Source organism: Cellulomonas sp. CW35 (genome assembly GCF_052378485.1).
In the GTDB taxonomy this organism is placed as follows: domain Bacteria; phylum Actinomycetota; class Actinomycetes; order Actinomycetales; family Cellulomonadaceae; genus Cellulomonas; species Cellulomonas uda.
Window position 1 is genome coordinate 1,465,786 of sequence record NZ_CP199000.1, and the last position, 22,714, is coordinate 1,488,499.

At 74.7% G+C, this 22,714-nt stretch carries 22 protein-coding genes; 3 read left to right on the plus strand and 19 right to left on the minus strand.

Going from position 1 to position 22,714, the window contains the following annotated elements:
* Position 1: 1 nt before the first annotated feature.
* The 16 genes from ACT17Q_RS06800 to glnA all read right to left on the minus strand — a co-directional run bounded on the left by ACT17Q_RS06800 (position 2) and on the right by glnA (position 17,702).
* The gene (locus ACT17Q_RS06800) at positions 2-1,684 is read right to left on the minus strand and encodes a hypothetical protein (protein ID WP_094180275.1); all 1,683 of its coding nucleotides are present in this window, start codon (positions 1,682-1,684) and stop codon (positions 2-4) included.
* A 27-nt stretch (positions 1,685-1,711) separates the two neighbouring features.
* Positions 1,712-2,659, minus strand: a complete 948-nt coding sequence (locus tag ACT17Q_RS06805) for a hypothetical protein (RefSeq protein ID WP_141319761.1) — start codon at positions 2,657-2,659, stop codon at positions 1,712-1,714.
* Between the two features lie 17 nt (positions 2,660-2,676).
* Positions 2,677-3,174, minus strand: a complete 498-nt coding sequence (locus tag ACT17Q_RS06810; RefSeq protein ID WP_094180273.1) for a hypothetical protein — start codon at positions 3,172-3,174, stop codon at positions 2,677-2,679.
* Positions 3,175-3,183: 9 nt separating this feature from the next.
* Entirely contained in the window at positions 3,184-4,458 is a 1,275-nt protein-coding gene (locus ACT17Q_RS06815; protein WP_444665183.1) for a hypothetical protein, read from the minus strand.
* The gene (locus ACT17Q_RS06820) at positions 4,455-6,242 is read right to left on the minus strand and encodes a baseplate J/gp47 family protein (RefSeq protein ID WP_444665184.1); all 1,788 of its coding nucleotides are present in this window, start codon (positions 6,240-6,242) and stop codon (positions 4,455-4,457) included. The genes ACT17Q_RS06815 and ACT17Q_RS06820 overlap by 4 nt, the downstream gene beginning before the upstream one ends.
* Positions 6,239-6,691 (minus strand): DUF2634 domain-containing protein, encoded by a 453-nt coding sequence (locus ACT17Q_RS06825; protein ID WP_141319753.1) that lies wholly within the window; start codon positions 6,689-6,691, stop codon positions 6,239-6,241. Before ACT17Q_RS06825 ends, ACT17Q_RS06820 begins: the two co-directional genes overlap by 4 nt.
* Positions 6,688-7,089, minus strand: coding sequence for a PAAR domain-containing protein (locus ACT17Q_RS06830; protein WP_094180270.1), 402 nt, complete (start codon positions 7,087-7,089; stop codon positions 6,688-6,690). The genes ACT17Q_RS06825 and ACT17Q_RS06830 overlap by 4 nt, the downstream gene beginning before the upstream one ends.
* Entirely contained in the window at positions 7,089-7,739 is a 651-nt protein-coding gene (locus ACT17Q_RS06835) for a phage baseplate assembly protein V (RefSeq protein WP_444665185.1), read from the minus strand. The genes ACT17Q_RS06830 and ACT17Q_RS06835 overlap by 1 nt, the downstream gene beginning before the upstream one ends.
* On the minus strand, positions 7,736-8,746 hold the full coding sequence (locus ACT17Q_RS06840; protein ID WP_444665186.1) for a hypothetical protein: 1,011 nt from the start codon (positions 8,744-8,746) through the stop codon (positions 7,736-7,738). The genes ACT17Q_RS06835 and ACT17Q_RS06840 overlap by 4 nt, the downstream gene beginning before the upstream one ends.
* Entirely contained in the window at positions 8,743-9,447 is a 705-nt protein-coding gene (locus tag ACT17Q_RS06845) for a hypothetical protein (protein ID WP_444665187.1), read from the minus strand. The genes ACT17Q_RS06840 and ACT17Q_RS06845 overlap by 4 nt, the downstream gene beginning before the upstream one ends.
* Entirely contained in the window at positions 9,444-10,832 is a 1,389-nt protein-coding gene (locus ACT17Q_RS06850; RefSeq protein ID WP_444665188.1) for a hypothetical protein, read from the minus strand. The genes ACT17Q_RS06845 and ACT17Q_RS06850 overlap by 4 nt, the downstream gene beginning before the upstream one ends.
* A gap of 12 nt (positions 10,833-10,844) precedes the next feature.
* A complete protein-coding gene (locus tag ACT17Q_RS06855) occupies positions 10,845-11,225 on the minus strand; it encodes a hypothetical protein (protein WP_094180266.1) in 381 nt (126 codons plus the stop codon).
* A 10-nt stretch (positions 11,226-11,235) separates the two neighbouring features.
* Complete coding sequence (locus ACT17Q_RS06860) at positions 11,236-12,930, minus strand: hypothetical protein (protein ID WP_444665189.1); 1,695 nt, start codon at positions 12,928-12,930, stop codon at positions 11,236-11,238.
* A gap of 185 nt (positions 12,931-13,115) precedes the next feature.
* A complete protein-coding gene (locus ACT17Q_RS06865; protein ID WP_444665190.1) occupies positions 13,116-14,264 on the minus strand; it encodes an AI-2E family transporter in 1,149 nt (382 codons plus the stop codon).
* Positions 14,265-14,677: 413 nt separating this feature from the next.
* Positions 14,678-16,075 carry a cellulose binding domain-containing protein gene (locus ACT17Q_RS06870; protein WP_444665191.1) on the minus strand — a complete coding sequence of 466 codons (1,398 nt, stop codon included), beginning with the start codon at positions 16,073-16,075 and terminating at the stop codon, positions 14,678-14,680.
* Between the two features lie 202 nt (positions 16,076-16,277).
* Positions 16,278-17,702 (minus strand): type I glutamate--ammonia ligase, encoded by a 1,425-nt coding sequence (gene glnA, locus ACT17Q_RS06875; protein ID WP_141320525.1) that lies wholly within the window; start codon positions 17,700-17,702, stop codon positions 16,278-16,280.
* 213 nt (positions 17,703-17,915) lie between these two features.
* Here glnA and ACT17Q_RS06880 point away from each other — a divergent pair, with 213 nt between their 5' ends.
* Positions 17,916-18,404, plus strand: a complete 489-nt coding sequence (locus ACT17Q_RS06880; protein ID WP_444665192.1) for an RDD family protein — start codon at positions 17,916-17,918, stop codon at positions 18,402-18,404.
* An 83-nt stretch (positions 18,405-18,487) separates the two neighbouring features.
* On the opposite strand, the gene ACT17Q_RS06885 is transcribed toward ACT17Q_RS06880, so the two are convergent.
* Positions 18,488-19,198 carry a DUF4191 domain-containing protein gene (locus tag ACT17Q_RS06885; RefSeq protein WP_094180260.1) on the minus strand — a complete coding sequence of 237 codons (711 nt, stop codon included), beginning with the start codon at positions 19,196-19,198 and terminating at the stop codon, positions 18,488-18,490.
* 41 nt (positions 19,199-19,239) lie between these two features.
* The gene (gene lipA / locus ACT17Q_RS06890) at positions 19,240-20,241 is read right to left on the minus strand and encodes a lipoyl synthase (RefSeq protein ID WP_444665193.1); all 1,002 of its coding nucleotides are present in this window, start codon (positions 20,239-20,241) and stop codon (positions 19,240-19,242) included.
* A gap of 152 nt (positions 20,242-20,393) precedes the next feature.
* Here lipA and ACT17Q_RS06895 point away from each other — a divergent pair, with 152 nt between their 5' ends.
* Positions 20,394-20,885 (plus strand): flavodoxin domain-containing protein, encoded by a 492-nt coding sequence (locus tag ACT17Q_RS06895; protein WP_141320519.1) that lies wholly within the window; start codon positions 20,394-20,396, stop codon positions 20,883-20,885.
* A gap of 31 nt (positions 20,886-20,916) precedes the next feature.
* Here the strand turns inward: ACT17Q_RS06895 and lipB are convergent, their stop codons facing one another.
* Positions 20,917-21,612: a lipoyl(octanoyl) transferase LipB gene (lipB, locus tag ACT17Q_RS06900; RefSeq protein WP_444665194.1), complete on the minus strand. Its 696-nt coding sequence runs from the start codon at positions 21,610-21,612 to the stop codon at positions 20,917-20,919.
* 42 nt (positions 21,613-21,654) lie between these two features.
* Between lipB and ACT17Q_RS06905 the strand changes: the two genes are divergently transcribed.
* Positions 21,655-22,677 carry a Gfo/Idh/MocA family protein gene (locus tag ACT17Q_RS06905; RefSeq protein ID WP_444665195.1) on the plus strand — a complete coding sequence of 341 codons (1,023 nt, stop codon included), beginning with the start codon at positions 21,655-21,657 and terminating at the stop codon, positions 22,675-22,677.
* Positions 22,678-22,714: the final 37 nt, after the last annotated feature.

Consider the following 22,714-nt stretch of genomic DNA (forward strand, 5'->3'; position numbering starts at 1 on the left):
GTCACCCCCGTCCGACCCGCACGTCGACGATCCGTTCGAGCTCGGGGCGCAGCGTCGCGAGCTGCTTCTCGACGATCGTCGGGATGTCCTGGGTCTGCCGCGCGACCTCGTTGGTGACCAGCCCCGCGACCTGCACCTGGAACCCGGCGAGCTCGGCCGCGACCGTGTCCCGCACGCCCGCCGTCTCGCTCGCGACCGCCGAGCGGACGACGCCGGTGACGTCGGTGCGCAGGCCGGTGCCGAGCACCTGCACCTCGGTCGCCGCGGCCTGCCGGGCGACCTCGGCGAGGCGCACCTCGAGGTCGCGCTGGGCCGCGGTGACCTCGGCCTGCAGGTCGAGCCCGAGCTGCGTGCGCGCGTCCTGGACGTCGCGCCCGATGCGCGTCGCGGTCTCCCGGTCGAGCCGCTCGACCTCGGTGAGCAGCTCCTGGCGCAGCGTGTCGCGCTCGTCGACCCCGACGCGGCGGTTGACCTCGATGCGCTCCTCGAGCCGGTCCACCCGCACACCCATCTCCTTGAGCACGCCCTCCAGCCCGGACATGCGCTCGTCCACGCCGCCGACCCGCGCGGTGAGCTCGCCCAGCACGTCCGCCAGGCGGCCCTCGACGGTTTTCTCGACGAGCGCGCCGAGGCTCGCGTCGATGTTCGCCAGCGCCTCGCGCGTCGCCTCGTCGGCCGCGCGCAGCCGCGCGTCGACGTCCGCGCCGACGGCCTCCCGCACCCGTGCCGCCATCGAGTCGAGACCCGCGGCGAGGTCCGCGCGGGACGTGGTGAGGACCTCGTCGACCAACCCGGCGGTCGCCCGCCGCACCCGCGCCTCCACCTCCTCGCCGACCTCCGCGAGCCGGGCGGACAGCACCGAGCGCAGGTCCGTGCCGAGCGTCTCGACAGCGGACGTCGCCTCGGCGCGACCGGCCTGCCGTGCCGCGTCGAGCACCTGGTCCAGGTCGCCCGGGCCGCCGCTGCCGCGCACCTCGTCGATCGCCTCGGTCAGCTGGTCCTGCGTGACGAGCGCGGACTGCAGCTCCGACAGCCGGATCTCCAGCCCGGACGCGTCCAGCAGCGAGCCGTCCGGGCGCGTGAGCCGGTCCCGCAGCTGCTCGACGGACCCGAGCCGCTCCACGAGCCCCGGCACGTCCAGCGGAGCACCGTCGACCTCGAGCATGCTGCCCACCTCGACCGCGCGCCCCACCTCGGTCTGGAGGGTGCGCAGGGTCGAGCGCAGGTCGGCGATGTCACCGCGGTCGTCGGCCGCGCCGAGGACCTTGCGGTTCAGGCGGTCGAGCGTCGCGGACCGCGTCAGGTCGTTCGTCGCGACCACGTCGACGCGCGTGCGCGTCGCGGCCAGGTCGTCGCCCACCCGGCCGATGCGGGTGTCGAGCAGACTCACGTCACGGCGCAGCCTCACGAGCGTCGAGTCCAGCGCCGGGTCCTTGAGCCCGCCGCCCGTGACGATCTGCCGCAGCTGCGGGTCGAGCCAGCCGATGCCCACCTGGTCCGGGTGCTCGTGCTGCGGCACGCCCGCCTGGCCGGTCGCGACCGTGGCCCGGCCGATCTCGACGATCGCGGACACGAGCGTGTTCCAGTCGTCGGCCGCGATGAGCTCACCGCGCGTCTTGCCCGCCAGCGGGCGCAGGCGTTCGACGAGCGCCTGCAGCCGCTCGATCTCGACGGCTGTTGCCATGGTCGTCCTCCTCGCGAGGGTGGGCCGTCACAGGGCCCGGAACAGCGACGGGCCGGTGGCCGCGACGCCGCGTCGGTACGTCTCGAGCTCCTCCTCGGGACGGCTCGCGCCGCCCGCGGAGGAGAACGTCTGCAGCAGCGTCAGCGCGCCGCTGACCTCGGGCGACGCGAGGAACTCGTCGGCCCCCGTGCCCTGCTCGTTCGCGAGCTCGAGGACCTCGCGGATCGCCGCGTTGGAGTGGTTCGCGATGAGCGGGGTCCACTGCGCGGTCGTGACGAGCGTCGACTGCTGCAGCTCGGCGACGCGGCCGAGCACCCGGTCGCGCACCGCGCTGGTCGCCGCCCCCTTGTCGAGCACGGCCGTCAGGCGGCCGCGCAGGTTCTGGCTCTCGACCTCGCGCCGCAGCTCGAGCAGGCTCCGCCCGAACGACTCGCTGAACCGCACGATGTTGCCCTGCACCTCCGCGAACTTCTCCGCGATCTCGGGGTGGTCGTGGCCCACGGGGGACACGAGCCGCGTCAGCTCGCCGACGGCGCGCGCGAGGTCGGCGACCGCCGCCGCGAGGACGTTCCAGTCCTCGGCGCGGATGACCTCGCCCGGCGCCTTGTTCGCGAGCCGTCCCACGTTCGTCGTGACCGCGCCCGCCTGCTGCTGCACCGGGGCCAGGTCGGCGTCCTGGATGTCACGGATCGGCGAGTCCCGGAACAGGTCGGGCGGCACGACCACCGGCACACGCGTGGGGATGTCCTGCGGGAAGAGCCGCACGACACGTCGGTCGATGACGTTCACGAGGTTGGGGTGCGTGACCGTCATCTCCCAGCTGCCCGGGTCGAGGTCGCGCACCAGCAGCGAGCCGTCGAGGAACGGCTTGCGCTCCACCTGCTGCCCCGTGGACTGGTTGACGAGCTTGACGACGGCGTCGCGGTTCGCGGGCACGAAGCCCTCGAGGCGGATGTCGAACGCTGCCTTGGCCATGGTCGGTTCCCTTCGACTCAGGTGAGCCACTGGAGGTCGCCGTACGGGAACTCGACTTCCCAGAACAGCGTCAGCTCGTGGTCGTCGCCCTTGTCGACGGGCGCGAAGACCACGCGGTTGTAGAGGACGGCGTCCGTGTCGCCCTGCGAGACGAGGCCCGCCTCGCGGATGCGCCCGACGGCGGCGTCGTCCGGGAGCGTCGCGCGCACCCGCACCCGCACGACGCGCCGCTCCGGCACGAGCATGGCCGTGAACGCCGACGCGGCGACGGGCGTCGTCGTCGCGCCCACCAGGGCGGCGTCGTCCCCGCCCCCGTTCGTCAGGGCGGTCACCGAGACGTCCTCGGGCGAGTCGTCGTTGGTGCCCACGCCCATGTGGGTGATGGGGTTGCCGACCCCCGCGAACAGGTCCGCGATGATCCGCGCGCCGCTCGCCATCACGGTGTTGTGGGCGCGTCGCTCGTCGACGACGGAACCGTCGTGGTCGCTCAGCACCAGGTGCAACGTGGCCTTCATGGCGCCTCCTCAGGCAAGGACCGAGTCGTCGAAGTCGGTGACGTCGAACGCCGCGCCCGCGTCGGGCAGCGCGTCGGCGCCGGTGGGTCCGGCCTCGCGGAACGTGCGCGGCCAGACGCCGACGAGGTGCGCCTCGCCCGGCTGCCGCTCGGTGAACGCGCGCAGCACCACGTCCGCCGCGATCCCCGCGCCTGCGGTCCGCTCCACCGCGGCGTCGAGGCCCGCCTCGAGCCGGTCACGCGCCAGCACGGCCTGGTCGGCGGCGCCCGCGTCGCTGACCAGCGTGCTCGCGGGCAGTCGGACCTCGAGAGTCGCCGGCTGCGCCTCGACCCACGCGACGCGTGCGGCCACGAGCGCGGGCTGCGCGAACAGCGAGCGGTCGAACGCCGTCGAGTCGAACCGGGCCTGGGTGAGCGAGTCGTCGGCCATCGCGAGCAGGTACCGGTCGAGGCCCGGGGCGTCGTAGGTGGCCAGCGGCAGGAACCACAGGACGTTGGTGCCGCGTGCGAGCGCGCCCGCGACGAGCGTGCCGGCCGGCTCGCCGGGGCCGTCGGCGCCCGCCCGCAGGTCGGTCCAGACCGTGAGCCGGCTCGTCACGTCGCGCCCGTCGAGGTCGGCGCGCAGCAGCGAGCGGTCGGCGGCGGACGGCGCGATCGTCAGCCGCTGGCCGGGCGCGAGCGAGCCGCGGAACAGCACCGCGTGACCGGTGGTGCGGTTCACGACGACGGGCGAGTGCTCGGGCTGCTCGCCCGTGCCCCGCAGCACCACCGCCCACGGCGCGGGATCCATGCCGCGGTTGTCGACCTCGAGGTGCGCGAGCGGTTCCCACCCGCCCGCCTGGGGCAGCCGGGTCTCCCGCACGAGCGTCGGGTTGTCGACGAGCTGCGGGCCGTCGGGCGCGGTCGACCACGCGTCGACGTGGCCGACGGTGCGGATGCCCGCCGCCCGCTGGAAGCCGTCCGCGTAGTCGCTCACGAGCACCCGCAGCGCCTCGCGCGTGACCGCACCGAGCTGCAGGCGGGCGCGCACGACCGCGTGCACCCACGCGCGGTACTCGCCGAGCCCCGCGTGGAACGGCTCGGGCGGGATGTCGAGCAGCGCGGCGAGCGCCGCGGCCTCGTCGAGGTCGGGCGTCGCGTCGAACCAGTGCGCACGCTGCACGCTCACGCCCGCTTCGTCGAGGCCGTCGAGCTGCACGCCCCACGTCCCGGCGAACGCGCCGAGCAGCTCGCCCTCGCGGTACAGCGTGGGCAGGTGGGACAGCACCGCGTCCGTCCGCATCACACGCCCCCCTCGCGCACGTCGAGCGCCACGGAGCGGATCCGGGCGGAGTCCTGCGCACCGAGCGCGTGCGTGCCGAGGCCGTCGGCGAGGCGCAGGAACCGGCCCTCGGCCTCGGTGGTCAGCGCGACGTGCGCGCGCACCACCGCGTACCGCGTGTCGTCACGCACCGCCGCGACGAACGCGTCGACCGAGATCTGCGTGCCGGGGCCGAGGCCCGCGGCCCACGACCGCGCGGCCAGGCTCATCGCCTGCTCCGCCTGGCCCGCCGTGACGCCGGGGGCGAGGTGCACGGGGACGAGCGCGTCGACCTCGACGGTCGCACCCGGGCCCGTGCCGGACTCCGTGCTCACGAGGTGCGTGAACGGCCGGACGGCCGACAGCACGTGCCCCGTCGGGGCCGTCACGCTCGGCTGCGGCCCGGCTCCCGTGTCGAGCCCGAACGTCGCGTCGACGATGCGCGGGTCGGACAGTGCGGCGGCCGAGAGCTGGGCCGCACGCGCGGTGCCGCCCGGCGGCAGCGCGCCGACGATCGCGGCGACGCGCTCCTCGAGCGCGCTCTGCAGCGACTGCAGCTCGGCCCCGCCGACGCCCGAGCCGGCGAGCACGAGCGTGGCGGTCACCTGCACGGGCTGCGGCTGCGTGCGCCCGAGGGTGACCCGCACGCCCGCGGGCCGCAGGTCGTCGACCCGTGCCACGACGCGCGCCAGCAGGTCCGGCGTGGGCTCCCCGTCGTACGAGACCGACAGCAGCACCTCGCCCGGCAGGCCGTGCGGGAACTCCGTGACCGTGACGTCCTGCACGCCCTCGAGGTTCGCCACGCCGTGCCGCAGCGCGTCGAGCGTCCCGCGCGCCGCGACCGCGAGCGCGCCGCGCGCGCGTCGACGCAGGTCGTCGTCGGGCTCGGGTCCGCCCGCCGCCGCCGCGGGGGACTCGTTCGTCACCGCGCCGACCCCCGCGATGAGCACCTCGAGCCGGTCGAGCGCACCCGCCTCGACCGCCGCGGTCGCGGGGGAGAGCGCGGCCGCGAGCACCTCGCGCGAGTCCTCGCCGGTCTCGAGGACCAGCGGGACGGTCGTCGCGTAGCGGTTGGCCTGCGCGTCGGAGACGACCGTGCCGACGGGCACCGTGATGCGTCCGGTCGAGCCGGCGGCGCGCGTGAACCGCACGCGCGCGGTCGGCACGCCCCCGGGTCGTCGGGCGACCCCGACGAGCGCGACGACCTTGTCGAGCGAGGTCCCCTGCGCGGTCTCGAGGAACGCCGAGCGGTACACCGCGTCGAGCCCCAGCTCGACCAGCGCGAGCTCGCGCGCCACGGACTCGAGCAGCGTGCGCGCGACCGACCCGACGCTCAGGTCCGTGACCGGCGCCGGACGGGACTGCGACGGGTAGTAGTTGACGACGACGGTCGAGCCGGTCGGCGGCCGACGGCCCGTGGGCCGGAACCGGATCGCGTCGCGCTCGACACCCTCGCGGCCCGTCGCGACGACCTCGAAGTCGGCGTCCGTGAAGCGGTACGGCACGGGCACCTGCTCCTCGACGGTGCGGCCCTGCGCGTCGCGCACGAGGTCGCCGTTGACGTCCCGCAGCGGCCGGGTGACCTCGACGACGCCCTGCAGGTGGCTCACGCGCCGGATCGGGCGGTCGCGCAGCGAGTCGAGCACGACGAGGTCGCCCGCGGGCACGGTGACGACCTCGCGCACCGTGCCGCCCGTGAGCGTGGTGAGCGTGTCCCGCACGATCTCCGGGTACGGGCGCGGCGAGTAGCCGTCCGGCAGGCCGTTCACAGCTCCACCCCCAGGTCGACCGACACGGGCTGCCCGCCCTCGACGGGCTGGACCGTGAGCAGGAACCGCAGCTCGGACGGTCCCTCCGACGGGATGTCGAACGTCAGGTCGACGACCTCGTCCAGCACGCGCGGCTCGGCGGCGACCGCCTCGAGGACGAACGCCTTGCACCGGGCGCGGCTCGACTCGTCCTTGCGCTCGCCGACCAGCTCGTGCAGACGCGACCCGTACGCGGCGTGCCCGAGCCCGGCGAGGGTGCCGCGCGGCGTGAGCAGCCGCAGCACAAGTGCCTGACCCAGGTTGTGGCGGTCCGAGACGAGCTGCGGGCCGTCCGCGGCGCGGTCGACGAGGCCTGCGCCGAGCCGCAGGTCGAGTGCGGCCGCGTCGTGCGCGGCCATGCCGGGCGGGCCGAGCAGCACGCGCAGGTCGGTGCCCAGGACGTCGCTCATCCGACCATCACCGTCCCGACGGGTCCGACGAGCGTGCCCACGGGCTGGTCGCTCGGGTCGTTGCACGTGGTCACCTGGTCGCCGACACGGGCGACGCCCTTGCCGCCGATCGTCACGGTGCTCGAGGCCTGCGTGACGGTGCCCTCGTCGGACGGCGGCGACTGGAACGTGGTGCCGGGGGGCGTGGCGACGTGCGGGGGCTTGTTCCTGGCGACCGAGTCGAGCGTCGCGGCGGCCTTGCCGCCGATCGTCACGGTGGACGACGTGGCGCTGGTGATCGTGCCGGAGAACACGTGCGGCAGCGGGGTGGGCACGGTCCCGCCGGGCGTCGGGACGAGCACGACGTGCGTGTCGACCGCGACGACCATCGCGTCGGTGCCCACGGCGGGGGTGCCCATCAGTTCACCTCCACCAGGCCGCCGGAGACCGTGACCTTGCTCGACCCGTCGATCACGACCTCGGGCGCCTTGAGCGTCAGCCGGGTCGACGCCTCGAGGCTCACCTCGCCGTTCCCGCCGAGCGTGAGCGTGCTGTCCTTCGCGGTGAGCGTCACGCCGCCGGGGGAGGCGCCGTCGACGACGACCTCGCAGTCGCCGATCGTGAGCGTCGCGCGGTCCTTGGCGAGCTCGATGCTCGTGTCGCCGACGACGAGCGTGACCTGCGGTGCGCTCGCGTCGACCTGCAGGTCGACGTCCTTCCCGCCGGGTGGCAGCTGCAGGACGACCTTGCCGTCGCCGTGCTCGGGCGGTGCCAGGTCGCGGTGGTACAGCCGCCCGACGACGACGCCCGCGTGCGGGTCCCCGTCGGCGAACGCGACGACGACCAGGTCGTCGACCGCGGGCGTGGCGACGAACCCGAGCGCGCCCACCGCGACCGGGACCCGCGGGACGACGACCGCGGTGTCCCGCAGCCGCACGCTCACGCTGTGGTCGGGCGAGCCGGCGGCGGTCGTGTGCACCTCGGTGACGACGGCGACGCTGACCCACGAGCGCGCGTCGGCCTCGTGGCGCGCGATGCGCGCGACGGCGTCGTACAGCACGTCGGTCACAGCAGCCCCCCGAGCGCTCCGGCGAGCCCGCCGAGCAGGTCGTCCGACGCGCCGGCCGCGACGCCCGCGAGCGTGGTGCGCGCGACGCCCGGTGCCAGCTCGTGCCGCACGGTGGTGAGGAGCCACGGGCCGGACTGCGCGGGGTCGGTGGTCTCGTCGATGCGCACGACGTCGCCGGGTCGGCGCGCGGGCTGCAGCCAGCACGTCCCGCGCATGCGCGCCGTCGCGGCACCGCGCCGGGAGGACTCGCCGCGGGCCGCGAGGTCCACGTCGCTGCGGGTGCGCAGGACGGGGGCGGGGGACCAGGTCCGCGTCCCGTCGGGCTCGTCGGCGCCGGTCAGGGGGTCCGTGCTGGGCACCCACGCGTCGGGTGCCTGCGCGGCGCCCGACCCGCCCGCGCCCACGGGCGTGAACTCGTGCGCGGGCGTGTGCGCGGACGTGGTGAACGACGTGAACTCGCGGTCGAGCCGCATCGCGGCGGTGGCGACGCCGACCGGCCACGCGACCACGGTGACGCGCCCCTCGGCGTCCACGGCGGCGACCGCGTCGGACCGGTGCGCGATCGCGGCGACGTGCTCGGCAGCGGTGCGCCGCGCGTCCGCGACGTACGCGGCGGTCTGCGTGAGCGCCGCGACCTGCCCGGTGTCGGCCGACGCGAGGTCGGCGAGCTTGCCGACCACCTGCACAGCGGTGAGCCCGTTGTACGTCTCGGAGGGCCGGGTGGCGGCGAGCGCGGCACCCGCGTCGGTCACGACGACGACCGCGCCGCTCGTCGTGCGCTCGACGTGGTCGACGGTGCCGGTGAGCACGACGGCCGTACCGTCGCCGCCGTCGAGCTCGACGCTCGCGCGCGCGCCGGCGGCCGCGGGCACGTCGACCCCCGCCGCGATCGCGACCTCGGCGCGGTTCACGCCGGGCAGCAGCACGAGCTCGGCCGCGACCGAGCGGATCTGGGCGGTGTAGCGCAGGTCGTCGAGCGTGACGGTGGCGCCGGTCGCGAGGGTCATGAGCCGAACACCTGCCCGAGCGCGTCGAGCGCGGTGCCGAGCTGGTCGCCCGCGGTCTCGATCGAGCGCTGCAGGTCCTGCACCGGCGCCAGGACGCCGTCGAAGTCGAACGACGCGAGCCCGGACAGGGCGGACAGCGCGTCGACGGCGGCCAGCGCGCCCTCGACGGCGCCGGCGACGTCGTCCGCGAGACCGGACAGGTCGTCGAGCAGGTCCGTGTCGAAGCCGAGATCGCCCAGCCCGAAGTCGTCGAGCCCGCCGAACCCCGCGAGCTGCGCGGGCGGAGGCAGGGGCGGGTCCTCGGCCAGCTCGAGCAGCACCTCGACCACGCCGGGCCGCCCGGCGACCTCGCTCGCCGCGAGCCGCGTGACCACCACGTGCTGCAGCTCGAGCGCCGTGACGATGTCCGCCGTGAAGGTCGTGGGCTCGCCCGACGCGGCGAGCGTCTGGAGCGTGCCGAGGTCGTCCAGCGCGGTGGGCCCCGCCAGCACCGCCGCGATCGCGACCCGGTGGCTCGGGCGGCCCGAGCGCTGCTGCGCGTGCCCCGGCAGGCCGAGGACGGGGACGTCGACGAAGCCGCCGTCGAGCGCGTGGTCGACGCGCTGCGCGGCCGTGAGGGTGACGTCGCCGATCACCGGCATGGGGCGGGCACCCTGCTCCGGACCGGGTGCGGGGGCCGACGGCAGGGTCGGGATGCTCATCGCCGCACCCCGCGCAGGTCGGCCGCGCGGTGCAGCGCGCGTGCGAGGGCGTCGGTGTCGACGGGCTCACCGCCCGGGGCGGCGACGTCCGAGGTCCAGGCGGGCCGCGCGGGGGCGGGCGAGCGGTCGTCGAGCGGCCGGCCCGGCGCGCGCCCCGTCGTCACGAGCGAGCCGGGGACGAGGGTGCCGGGGCCGGGAGCTCCGGGCGCGGCGGCCGCGCGGGGCTGCGTGGTCGCCCGTCCTGGCCCGCGGACCGTCGCGTCGGATGCGGTGGACGGTCCGGGCGCGGTCGGCCACGCGTGACCGTCCGGCGCGCCCCACCGGTCGAGCGCCGCGTGCGGCACCGGCAGCGGGGCTCCCGCCGCCGTCGCCGCCCGGCCGTGCGCGGTGCCCGGGCGCGCGTGGTGCGCCGCGCCGTGCCGCTCGGCGGGGGCGGGCGCGGGGCCGACGGCCGCGGCACCGCCCGGCGCCGAGGTGAGCGCCGACGCCTCGTCGCCATGCCCAGCCTGCCCAGCCTGCCCGGCCTGCCCGGCCTGCTGCCGGGAAGCCGGCCGCACGGCGGACCAGCGCCCGTCCGTCGACGCTCGCCCGCCGACCGGTCCCGGCCCGAGCGGGGACGCGCCGTCGCACGGCACGGCGTCGCGGGCGTCGGCGGGCGGGCACGCGCGGTCGTCCCGCGTGCCGAGCGGAGCGCGCACGGCCACCCCGGGCGAGCCGGCCGGACCGGGCGGGTCGTCAGGGTCGGCCGGCGGCGTCAGCCCGCCCGCGACGGGCGCAGCGTCGGGTACCCACGTGCCGGCGTCGGCGGGGCCGCCCGGTGCGGCCAGCACCAGGACGCGCGCGAGGCCGGGGTCCAGCGCCTCACCCGCGCGGGCGAGGAGCCCTGCCGCCAGGTGGTCGCGCACGTCGTCGGGCGTCCGCGGCGCCACGTGGGCCTCGTGGTGCAGCGCGATCCGGGTCCACCCGTCGTCGTCCGTCACGGCGTGCGCGAGGCGGCCCGCGAGGTCGTCGGCGTCCGCGGCGGCGAGGTCGCCGCCCGCAGCCCCCGCTGCCCGGGTCGCGAGCAGACGTGTGCGGACCAGAGCGCCCTCGTGCTCCGCACCGGCCAGGTGCAGCGCCACGGCCTCGAGCGCGGCGCGCGTCTCGTCGTCGCCCGTGCTGCCCGTCCCGCAGGCGGCCGCGAGCACGAGGCGCGCGAGCGAGCGCACCGCGTCGGGACCGGTCAGCTCCGCGGCGAGCGCGACGAGGTCGTCGCGCTCACGCAGCCGCAACCGGCGCAGGCGCGTGCCCAGCACGGCGACGCGCCCGTCGGGCAGCAGCCCTCCGGGGAACGTCGCGTCGCCGACCCGCACCTGCCCGGCGATGAGCTGGACCGCAGCACCCATGACCGTCCGACCTCACCGCTCCTCGCGCACGCGTGTCGCGGTGAACGCGTAGACCGTCTCGCCGTGCCCGCCCGCGCTCATCGCGAACGACTTCTCGGTGAGCAGGCACTCGTCGAAGCTCACCGTGACGGTGGTCTCGCCCTGCCGCAGCGGCGCGGTGATCTGGAAGAACGCGTCGCCGACGAGCGCGTCCAGGTCGGGGGCCGACGACGCGACCCGGATCCGGCCCTCGACGCTGCGACCGCCGGTGATGACGCCGATGCGCTCGGACGAGCCGATCGCGTACAGGTCGGAGCGGGCCACGAGCGAGCGGTGCTCGACGGAGCGCACCCCCTCGACGGGCGTCCCGTTGACCAGGACGGAGCTCTCGTTGGCTGCGTACACGGTGGGCATGGCACGCCTCTCAGTTCTTCACGCGGATGGTGGCGTAGACGAAGTCGATGGCGCGCACGGGGCGGACCGCGATGTCGATGCGGACGTTGCCCTGCGCGAAGTCGAGCTGCGTGGAGTACACGTCGACGAGGAACGCGGGGTCGGTCCCGTCGGTCGACGGCACGAGCTCGCCCGCGCGCTCCATGCGCGTGAACGTCGCGACGATCTGCTGGCGCAGGGCCGTGCGGGCGTCGACGGTGTTGAGCTGGCCGATGAAGTTCTCGGCGATGGCCTTGACCTCGCGCACGCACGCGTCCGCGACGCGGGTGACGGAGATCTGGTCGCCGCTGGTGTCCAGCCCGCGCAGCACGATCACGCCGCGGCCCGACCGGTCGGCGACGACGAGCGCGTTGTGCGTCGGGCCGAGCAGCCGGTTGAGCTCGCTGTCGGTGTAGCGGGCGGGCGGGATGCCGAACAGCGGCACGGGCTTGAACGTCGGGGAGACGGACGGCCCGGTGCGCGCGACCGCGCCCAGCACGGCGCCCGCCGCGCCCGCGGGTGTGACGAGCACGAACCGGCGGTTGCGCACGCCGGCGGCGTGGTCGCGGATCCGGTCGAGGCTGCCCTGCTCGGCGGGGGTCACGGAGCCGAACGCGATGCGCGGCGCGCCGGCGTCGGCCTGCGCCACGGCGTGCGCGACGAGGGCCTGGTGCACGGTCGCGACGAACGTCTCGCCGCGCGTCGGCTCGATGGACGCGGCGACGAGGCTGATGCGCGGGTCGGTCGCCAGCAGGTCGATCGCCGCCTGGTAGTCGGCGGCGCTCGGGGACGTCGCCCCGGCGAGCGGGGTGGGCGCGATCGCCACGGGGAGCCGGTCCGGCCCGGCCAGGGACGAGGCCTGCCGCACGTGGATCAGCGCGCTCTCGCGCAGCACGACGGCGGGCAGGTAGTTCGCCGAGTCGGGGTTCATCGTCAGGCGCGTGAACTCCTCGGCCTGCGCACCGTCGCGCAGCACGCGCACGCGCACGTTGTCCGCCGAGGGCGACAGGAGCTCGACCGTGAGGCCCTCCGGGTCGACGCCGGGCTCCGCGAACAGCGTGAGCAGGGTCTGCGCGGCGCCCGAGCGGGGCACGACGACGCCGGTCCCGTCCGCCGGTATCACGTACGTCCCCGCGGCGGGCAGCGCGTCCGCGAGCGACGGGTCGAGCGCGACGAGGTACAGCGAGCGGGTGTTGATCGTGTCGAACAGGTCCTGGTGCGAGCCGGGCTCGACCACGAGGTCCGTGAACTCCTCGACGACCTGCCCGGCGCGGAACACGCGCAGGCTCACGCGGACGGTCTCGCCCGCGGCGTTCGTCACGGTGCGCACGTCCACCGCGACCTGGTGCGCCCACGTGCCGACCGACCGCGCGCGCAGCAGCACCGCGTCGGTGGACACCGCGTTGCGCAGCAGGAGGGACGCGGCACCGCCGCCCCCGACGGGCGCGACGAGCACCTCGGACGCGCCGTTGGCCAGGGCGTGCACGATCTCGGGCGCGGACGCGACGGTCCCGGGCCCGAGGGCGCCGGCGATCTCCGCGGCTCGTGAGAGGCCGACCAGCGCGGCGGGGGCGGGCGGCCGGTCGACGATGCCGGCGATGCCGACCACGCCCGACGAGGCGGGCAGCGGCGGCAGCACGTCGAACCGTGTCTCGACCTGTACCCCGGGTACGACGAGCGTCGCCATGGCTTCCTCCTCGCGCGACGACCACCGGCACGGTGCACCGGCGACGGGAGCCCGCAGGTCGGACGCCTGCGTCACAGCCCCTGGCAGGGAGCGTGCGCCGCCGCGCGCCTCACGCGCGTCACGCGCGCGTCACAGGGACCGCTCGCGACGGCGTCGGGGCGGGGGAGGAGCGGGTGAAACCCGGGTCAGTCGTCCGTGCGGTCGGCCGGCGCGTCCTCGAGTTCGAGGTCCTCCCAGCCGTGGTCGCGCCGCATGGCCTCGGCGTCCTCCCGCAGGAGCGGGTCGTCGACGATCTCGTGCCGCCGCACGTAGGTGGAGGCGACCGCCTGGATCGTGGCCATCACGGGCAGCGCGAGGAACGCGCCCATGGCACCGAACACGGCGCCGAACCCGATGACCCCGAGGAACGACACCGCGGGATTGAGCAGCAGCGCCCGCGCCGAGATCTTCGGCGAGAACAGGTAGTTCTCCACCTGCTGGTAGGCGATGATCCACGCGAGCACGAGCAGCGCCTTGACCGGCGAGACGGTCAGCGCCACGGCGACCGGCAGGGCGCCACCGATGTACGTACCGATCGTGGGCACGAACTGCGACACCACGCCTGTGAACGCCGCGAGCGGGAGCGCGTACGGGACGTGGATCAGCATGAAGAACACCCAGGTGAACGCCGTGGACAGCGCGGCGAGCACGAGCCGGGAGTTGATGAAGTCCGCGACCTTCTCCTGCGAGACCTCCCACACGCGCAGCACCTCGCGCTGACGGCTCGGCTCGAGGTACGCCAGGACCGCGGCCCGGAACCGCGGGCCGGCGCTCGCCATGTAGTAGGTCACGAGCAGGATCGACGTGGCGTTGAAGATGCCGCCGATGAGCGAGGCCCCGGCCCCGATGATGCCGGGCGCGAGCGACTGCCAGTGCGTCCCGAGCGTGTCGAGCGCCTCGTCGGCCGTCGGGATCTGCGCGCCGAACCGGTCGTCGAGCCACTCCGCGAGGTCCGCGTAGTAGTCGGGCAGGTGCGTGACGAAGTCGACGACCTGCTGCACGAACAGGCTGCCGAAGAGCGCCACCACGACGGTCACGACCACGCCCGCGCCGAGCATGACGAGCCCCGTGGCACGCGTGCGCCGCAGCCCGTGCCGCACGAGCCAGCGGATCGGCGGCTCCATCGCGAGCGCGATGAACCACGACCACACGACGATCGTGATGACGTTCGTCAGGAGCCCGAGCGAGCGCCACACGAGAACGGCGGCGAACACCGCGAGCACGCACATGAGCAGCGCGCGCGGCAGCCAGGCCGGGGGCCGGCGGGCGTCCATCGCGGTGCGGGGCTTCGGCATCGGACCTCGTCACGTCCAGGCGGGGCGGTGCATGTCGCGACGACCGTACCGGGACCGTGACCGGCGCGGGCGCAACCCGGCGCGAGGCGCACCGGTGCGCCGCGCGGTGCACCGGCGCGCGGACCTGCGGATCGCCCACGCCGGGTGGTGCGCCGCTGCGGGCGGTGCTGCGATGGTCGGTGCGCTGCGGTCCCACCCGACCCTCGACGGAGGTGCGTCATGACGGACGGCGAGCTGCGCGCACGGCTCGCGGCGCTCGAGGCCGAGATCGACGCGTCGTTCCCGCTCATGCAGAGCGAGGATCTTGTCCGGCCGCAGAACGCGTACCGCCTGCTGCGCGGCGGCCCGCGGGTGCGATGCAGGACCGGCCGGCACGCGTGCTGCCGTGCCGGCCGGTCCTGCGTGCTCCGGGGTCAGGCGGCCGTGCAGGTCACCGTCGCACCCGCGCCCGACCCGGTGCCCTGGAACCCGAACACCGTGCTCTGTCCCGCGCCGAGGCGCCCGTTCCACGGCGCGTTGGTGACCGTGAGCGGTGAGGTGCCCGTCGACTGGCCGCTCCACACGTTCGTGGCCGTCCCCGACGGCAGGGTCACGGCGACCCGCCACCCGTCGACCGCCGCGTTGGCGGCGACCTTCACCTCGGAGACGAACCCGCCGGGCCAGCTGCTGACGACCGTGTACGTCGCGGTGCACCGGCCCTGCGGGGCGGGCGAGCTCGTGGTCCCGCCGGTCGGCTCGTCCGTCGGGCCGCCGGTCGGCTCGTCGGTGGGCTCGTCGGTGGGCTCCTGCGTGGGCTCGTCCGTCGGACCGGGACCCGGGTCGACGTCGGCCCAGGCGTCCTTCAGGAACGCGGCGATCGTGTCCCAGCTCGGGTTCGGGCTGCCCTGCGTGACGGTCTCACGGCACCCCTGCGTCGTGCGGACCGTCTGCTGGCCGTAGCGCGACGAGCTCGTGACGTCCGCGTGGCTGTGGCCGGCGCCCGGGACGGAGAAGAACCGCGTGTCGACGCACGCGGCCTTGAGCGCGTCGTACAGGATCTCGGTCTGCGCGTGCGGCACGACGTTGTCGGCCCGCCCGTGCAGGAGCAGCATCGGCGGGTCGTTCGCGTCGACGTAGCGGATCGGGTCGGCCTGCCGGGCCTTGTCGGGGCACGACGGGATCGCGCAGCCGAGCAGCTGCGCCTCGGGCGCGTCGGGGCTGTTGTGGTCGATCCAGCCGCCCTGGTCCTGCTGCGCGAGCCGGATGAAGTCGGTGGGGCCGAAGAAGTCGACACCGGCCTGCACCGCGCTCGACACGCCGGTGGTCCCGATCTGCCCCTCGAGCGCCGCCACGCCGCCGGTGAGGGCGCCCATCGCGGCGACCCACCCGCCCGACGAGTCGCCCATCGTCGCGAACCGTGCAGGGTCGATCCGGTACTGCGCCGCGTTGGCGCGCAGGTACCGGATCGCCGCCTTGATGTCGTACACCTGGGCGGGGAACTTCGCCTGCGAGCTCGACCGGACGCTGACGCCCGCCACCGCGATCCCGCGGGGGTTGAGCTGCTGGGCGATGGCGTTGGCCCCCGACTTGCCGTCGTCGGACGTCCAGGCGGAGCCCGTCGACCACACGACGAGCGGCCACGGCCCGGCGCCGTCGGGGACGTACAGGTCGAGCAGGTGCCCGCGGCTGCCGGCCGGGTCGGCCGGTGCGTACGCGACGTTCGTCGTCGTCTGCACCGCGTTCGCCTCGGTCCCCACGGCCGCCACGACCCCCGCGGCGACGAGCGCGGCGACCGCCCACCGCGCCGTCATCCTGATGCGTGCGCTCCACATGACTGTGTCTCCCCTCGAGCGTGGTGTGATCGATCACACCTTCCTGAGGAAGATCGGTGCGGGACCAGGTCCCGAATCCTTTCGGCGTCATGCCCGCACATTTCGGACGAGACGCCACGAGGAGCGCCCCCCGAGCGGGACGCCACGAGGGGCGCCCCGCGAACGGGACGCCCCTCGTGCCGAACTGATCGGGAGCAGCCGATCAGACGTCGTAGTAGAGCTCGAACTCGTGCGGGTGCGGACGCAGCCGGATCGGGTCGACCTCTGCCGAGCGCTTGTAGTCGATCCACGTCTGGATCAGGTCCGGCGTGAACACGTTGCCGGCCGTGAGCCAGTCGTGGTCCGCCTCGAGGTTGTCGAGCACCTCGGACAGCGAGCCCGGGACCTGCTGGATGAGGGCGTGCTCCTCGGGGGGCAGCTCGTACAGGTCCTTGTCGACCGGCTCCGGCGGCTCGATGCGGTTCTGGATACCGTCGAGGCCGGCCATGAGCATGGCCGCGAACGCGAGGTACGGGTTCGACGACGGGTCCGGCACGCGGAACTCGATGCGCTTGGCCTTCGGGTTCGAGCCGGTGACCGGGATGCGGATGCACGCGGAGCGGTTGCGGGCCGAGTAGACCAGGTTGACCGGGGCCTCGAAGCCGGGGACCAGGCGGTGGTAGGAGTTCACCGTCGGGTTCGTGAACGCGAGCAGCGCGGGGGCGTGCTTGAGCAGACCGCCGATGTACCAGCGCGCGAGGTCGGACAGGCCGCCGTAGCCCTTCTCGTCGAAGAACAGCGGCTCGCCGTCCTTCCACAGCGACTGGTGCACGTGCATGCCCGAGCCGTTGTCGCCGAACAGGGGCTTCGGCATGAAGGTCGCGGTGCGGCCGTTGGCGTGCGCGACGTTCTTCACGACGTACTTGAACAGCTGCACCTTGTCCGCGGACTTGGCGAGCGTGTCGAAGCGGTAGTTGATCTCCGCCTGGCCGGCGGTGCCGACCTCGTGGTGGGCGCGCTCGACCTGCAGGCCGAGCTCGTCGAGCTGCAGCGAGATCTGGTCGCGCAGGTCCGCGAAGTGGTCGACCGGGGGGACCGGGAAGTAGCCACCCTTGTAGGGCGTCTTGTGGCCGAGGTTGCCACCCTCCTCGACGCGGCCCGTGTTCCAGGCGGCCTCGATGGAGTCGATGTAGTAGTACGACGCGTTCTGCTTCGTCTCGAAGCGGATGTCGTCGAAGATGTAGAACTCGGCCTCGGGGGCGAAGAACGCCGTGTCCGCGATGCCGGTCGACTTCAGGTACGCCTCGGCCTTCGCGGCGACCTGACGCGGGTCGCGGCTGTAGGGCTCGTCGGTGTACGGGTCGACGATGTGGAAGTTGATGTTCAGCGTCTTCTCGGCACGGAACGGGTCGACGTAGGCCGTCGAGACGTCGGGCACGAGCTTCATGTCCGACTCGTGGATCGCCTGGAAGCCACGGATCGAGGAGCCGTCGAACATCTGGCCGTCGGTGAAGAAGTCCGCGTCCAGCGACTGGGCCGGGACGTTGAAGTGCTGCATGACGCCGGGCAGGTCGCAGAACCGCACGTCGACGAACTTGACGTCCTCGCTCTTGATGAACGCCAGGACTTCCTCTGGCTTGCTGAACATCCGCTGCTCCTCGGTTGGTGGTGCCCCCATCGGGCTGTGCCGAAACTAGGCCGGGGGGATTTCTCGGGTGTGTGTCCTTTGTTACCGCGAGGTTACGGGGACCGCCCTCGTGTAACGATCATGCGAATCGGCCGGCTCGACCCGCCTTGCGCCCGTAGCCCTGCCCGACGTGCGCGGACGGGGCGGACGCACCCGCGCACGTAGGCTGAGCCGGTGACGACGAGGCAGAACGTGGGGTCGTGGCTCGAGGGCGGGCCGTCGGGCGAGGGCGACCATGGCGCCGGGCTCGGACTGGCGCCGAGCGGACCGGGGTCGGCCGCGCCGCTCGGCCGCCGCGGGCTCGCCCTGGTGCTCGACTGGACCCTGTCGCTGCTCCTCGCGTCGGCGTTCTTCTCGTCGTCCGAGGGGCCGTTCTGGGAGCGTGCGGACCCGATGGTGACGCTCGCGGTGTTCGCGGTCGAGAACCTGCTCCTCGTCGGCACGCTCGGGTTCACGGTGGGGCACCGGGTGCTCGGGCTGCGCGTGCGCCGCGCGGGTGCGACCCCCGACGGCCCGCTGCCCGACGACGGCCGCGCGCCCGGTCTCGGCCGTGCGGCGGTGCGCACCGTGCTGCTGTGCCTCGTCATCCCCGCGGTCGTGTGGGACTCCGACGGTCGCGGGCTGCACGACCGCTCCGCGGGCACCGCGATCGTCCGCCGCTGAGCCGGCGGCACCACGACCGTACGACGAAGGGCCCCGCCGCAGGACGGGGCCCTTCGTCATGGGTGCGAGCACGGCGCGGGACGTCAGCGGCCGCGCATCCCCTTGCGGTCCGGGCGCATGCGCATGGGGTCGATGCCCTTCGGGACGGGCAGGCGGGCACCGCCGAGCGCCTGCAGGCGCTTGGTGACCTCGGCGACCTCGGGCTTGGTGAGGCGCGGCTTGAGCTTGCGCACCGCGGCGGGCAGCTTGCGCAGCGGCACCTGGCCCTCGCCGCGGCCGGCGACGATGACCGTGACGGGGACGGTGGGCAGCACGCGGGTCGTGCGCTTGCGCTCCGACTCGAGCAGTCGCGCGACGTTGCCCGTGCCCTCGCCGACGAGCACGACGCCCGGCCGGCCGACACCGCGGAACACCATGTCCTGCGAGCGGGGGTCGATCGCGACGGGCTCCTCGACGAACGTCCAGCCGCGGCGCAGCGTGCGCAGCGCCGCGAGCGCGGCACCCGGCTGTCCCTCGATGCGGGAGTAGGCGGCGGCCTCGGCGCGGCGCGCGAGCAGGAACATCGCGACGAGCAGCGCGAACGGCAGCGACATCAGCACGAAGTAGATGACCGCGTCGAGCAGGACGCCGACGATCACGCCGATCCCGACGACGACGACGAACGCCCCGACGACGACCCAGGTGACGGCGGGATCGGTCTCCCGCGTCATCTTGTACGCCTCCCACAGCTGGTGGTACCAGCGCACCTTCTTGGTCTTGGGCGCGTTCGAGGAGGCGGACTTGTCTCGGGCCATGGTCGCGAGTCTACCGAGCCGCGGGACCCGTCCCGCGCGCGTCAGCGGGCGAGCAGGCTGGACGCCTCCTGGCGGGCCGTCGTCGGCTCGCCGAGGTGCGCGAGGGCCTCGGGGATGGGCAGCCCGCGGCGGCGCATCGCCTGTCCCCACAGCCGTCCGGCGCGGTACGACGAGCGCACCAGCGGACCCGACATCACGCCGAGGAAGCCGAGGTCCTCCGCGACCTGGGACAGCGCGACGAACTCCTCGGGCCGGACCCAGCGCTCCACGGGGTGGTGCCGCACCGACGGGCGCAGGTACTGCGTGATCGTGATGAGGTCGCAGCCGGCCTCGTGCAGCGCGCCGAGCGCGTCGACGACCTCGTCGTACGTCTCGCCCATGCCGAGGATGAGGTTGGACTTGGTGACGAGCCCGGCCTCGCGCGCCCGCGTGATCACGGACAGCGAGCGCTCGTAGCGGAACGCGGGACGGATCTGCTTGAAGATCCGCGGCACGGTCTCGAGGTTGTGCGCGAGCACCTCGGGGCGCGAGTCGTTCACCTCGTCGAGCAGCTCGGGGATCACGTTGAAGTCCGGGATGAGCAGCTCGACGCCCGTGCCGGGGTTGAGCGCGTGGATCTGCCGGACGGTCTCGGCGTACAGCCACGCACCGCCGTCGGGCAGGTCGTCGCGTGCGACGCCCGTGACGGTCGAGTACTTCAGCCCCATCGCCTGCACGGACTCCGCGACGCGCCGCGGCTCGTCGGCGTCGAAGTCCGCGGGCTTGCCCGTGTCGATCTGGCAGAAGTCGCAGCGCCGCGTGCACTGGTCGCCGCCGATGAGGAACGTGGCCTCGCGGTCCTCCCAGCACTCGAAGATGTTGGGACAGCCCGCCTCCTCGCACACCGTGTGCAGGCCCTCGCGCCGCACGAGGCCCTTGAGCTCGGAGTACTCCGGGCCCATGGTCGCGCGCGTGCGGATCCACTCGGGCTTCTTCTCGATGGGCGTGGCGGCGTTGCGGGCCTCGACGCGCAGCATCCGGCGCCCTTCGGGTGCGATCGTCACGCGAGCCACACTAGCCGCCGCGGCCGCACCTGCACCCGCGCGCCCCGGGAGGCGGGCGTCACACTCGGCGGGACCCAGGTCCCGTGCCCTCGCGCCGCGCGCCGGAGAGGCTGGACGTGGCGGCAAGGAGGCCCCGAGGGAGGGAGACCCACATGCGAGTCCTGGTGACGGTCGCGTCCCGGCACGGCGCGACCAAGGAGATGGGCGACGTGGTCGCCGAGGTGCTCCGCGAGGCGGGGCACGTCGTGGACGTCGTCGAGCCCGACGACGTCGACCGGGTCATGCCGTACGACGCGGTCGTGCTGGGCTCGGCGGTCTACGTCGGCCGGCTCTCGGCCTCGCTGCGCGACCTCGTGGTGCGTCAGGGCGCGCACCTGCGGCTGCGTCCGGTGTGGCTCTTCTGGTCGGGTCCCGTGGGCGCGAACCCGGCGACGAGCGAGCCCGACGACGTGCAGGCGATGGTCGAGGCGACCGGTGCGCGCGAGGCACGCTGCTTCGTCGGCGCGCTCGACAAGGCGTCGCTGTCGTTGTCGGAGCGGGCGCTCGTCGCGCTCGTGCGGGCGCAGGACGGCGACTACCGCGACCTCGACGCGGTGCGCGCGTGGGCCGTGGGCGTGGCTGCGGAGCTGCAGACCGCGGCCTGACGCCCGGGGTCGGTCCTGGCGGTGGGCGCCCTCAGGCCGGCGACGGTCCCGGTGCCGTGAGCGCGGGCTCGTCGTCGGGCGTGCCCGTTGCCACCACGCCCGCGAGCGCGTCCCGCAGGTGGCGCTGCACCGGGGCGAGGACGTCGGCGATCGACACCCGCCGGCCGCACTCGACGCTCAGCGACGTCACATCGGCGTCGGGGATCCCGCACGGCACGATGCGGTCGAACGCGTGCAGGTCCGGCTCGCAGTTCAGCGCGAACCCGTGCATCGTCACGCCGCGCGAGACGCGCACGCCGATCTGCGCGACCTTGCGCTGCAGAGCCCCCGGTCGCGCCTCGAACCACACGCCGCTGCGTCCCTCGACGCGCACGGCGGCCAGCCCCAGGTCGGCGCACGTCCGGATGAGCGCCTCCTCGAGCGCGCGGACGTACCGCACGACGTCCACCGGCTCGCGCAGCCGCACGATCGGGTAGCCGACGAGCTGGCCCGGGCCGTGCCACGTGATGCGACCGCCCCGGTCGACGTCGACGACCGGCGTGCCGTCGACCGGCCGGTCCCAGCGCGCCGTGCGTCGGCCGGCGGTGTAGACGTCCTCGTGCTCGCACAGCAGCACGGTGTCCTCGCGCACGCCGTCGGCGACCTCCGCGTGCACCTGGCGCTGCAGGTCCCACGTCGGCAGGTAGGGGACGAGCCGGTCGCCCAGGTCGAGCTCCTCGAACCGCATGCCCTCACCCTAGGCGCTGCCCGCGCGCCTAGGGTGAGGCGCATGGGGACGCTACGGGTCGCTCTGGTCGGGTACGGCGGTGCGGGACGCGGGATCCACGCACGTCTCGTGCGCGCCGCGGGGCAACGGGTCGTGGCGGTCGTCACGCGCAGCCGGGCGGCGCAGGTCGAGGCGGACTGGCCGGGCGCGCGTGTGCTGCCGGACGTCGGGTCGCTGCTGGCGGACCTGTCCGACGTCGACCTCGTCGTGGTGGCGAGCCCGACCGGCGACCACGTCGCGCACGTCGGGGCAGCGCTCGACGCGGGCGTGCACGTGCTCGCCGACAAGCCCCTCGCGACGACCGCGCGGGACGCGGCGGACCTCGTCGCGCGCGGCGGGGACCGGCTGACGGTGTTCCAGAACCGCCGGTGGGACCCCGAGCAGCTCGCGCTGCGCGGGCTGCTCGCGCGGGGGGAGCTCGGCGACGTGCACCGGTTCGAGCGGCGCTGGGAGAGGTTCCGGCCGCAGCCGCAGGACCGCTGGAAGGAGAACGACGTCGAGGCCGGCGGGTTGCTGCTCGACCTCGGCACGCACCTCGTGGACTCCGCGGTGCAGCTGTTCGGGGCGGTGCGCGAGGTCTACGCCGAGCTCGCGGCGCGCAGCACGCCGGCGGTCGACGACGTCTTCCTCGCCCTGCGTCACCGGTCCGGCGTGCTCAGCCACCTGCAGGCGGGCGGACTGGTCGGTGCGCCCGGCCCGCGCACGCGCGTGCTCGGCTCGGCCGGCGCGTACCTCGTGTCGAGCTTCGAGGGCGAGCCGACGCCGTTCGGTGCCCTGGACGACGCGTACGAGGAGGGCCGGCGGCCGGGGGAGCCCGTGCACGAGGGCTGGTTCGTCCAGGGCGCGCAGCGCACCGCCGTGCCCGCCCCGACCGGCGGGCACCACGAGATCTACCCCGCCCTCGCGGCGTGGGTCCGGGGAGACGCACCCGCCCCCGTCGACCCCGCGGACACCGTCGAGACGGCCCGCGTGCTCGACGCCGCGCTCGTCTCCGCGCAGACCCGCACGGTGGTCCCGGTGGTCTGACGGTGGCCTGACGGGTCTCCCTGTGGATGACGCCCGA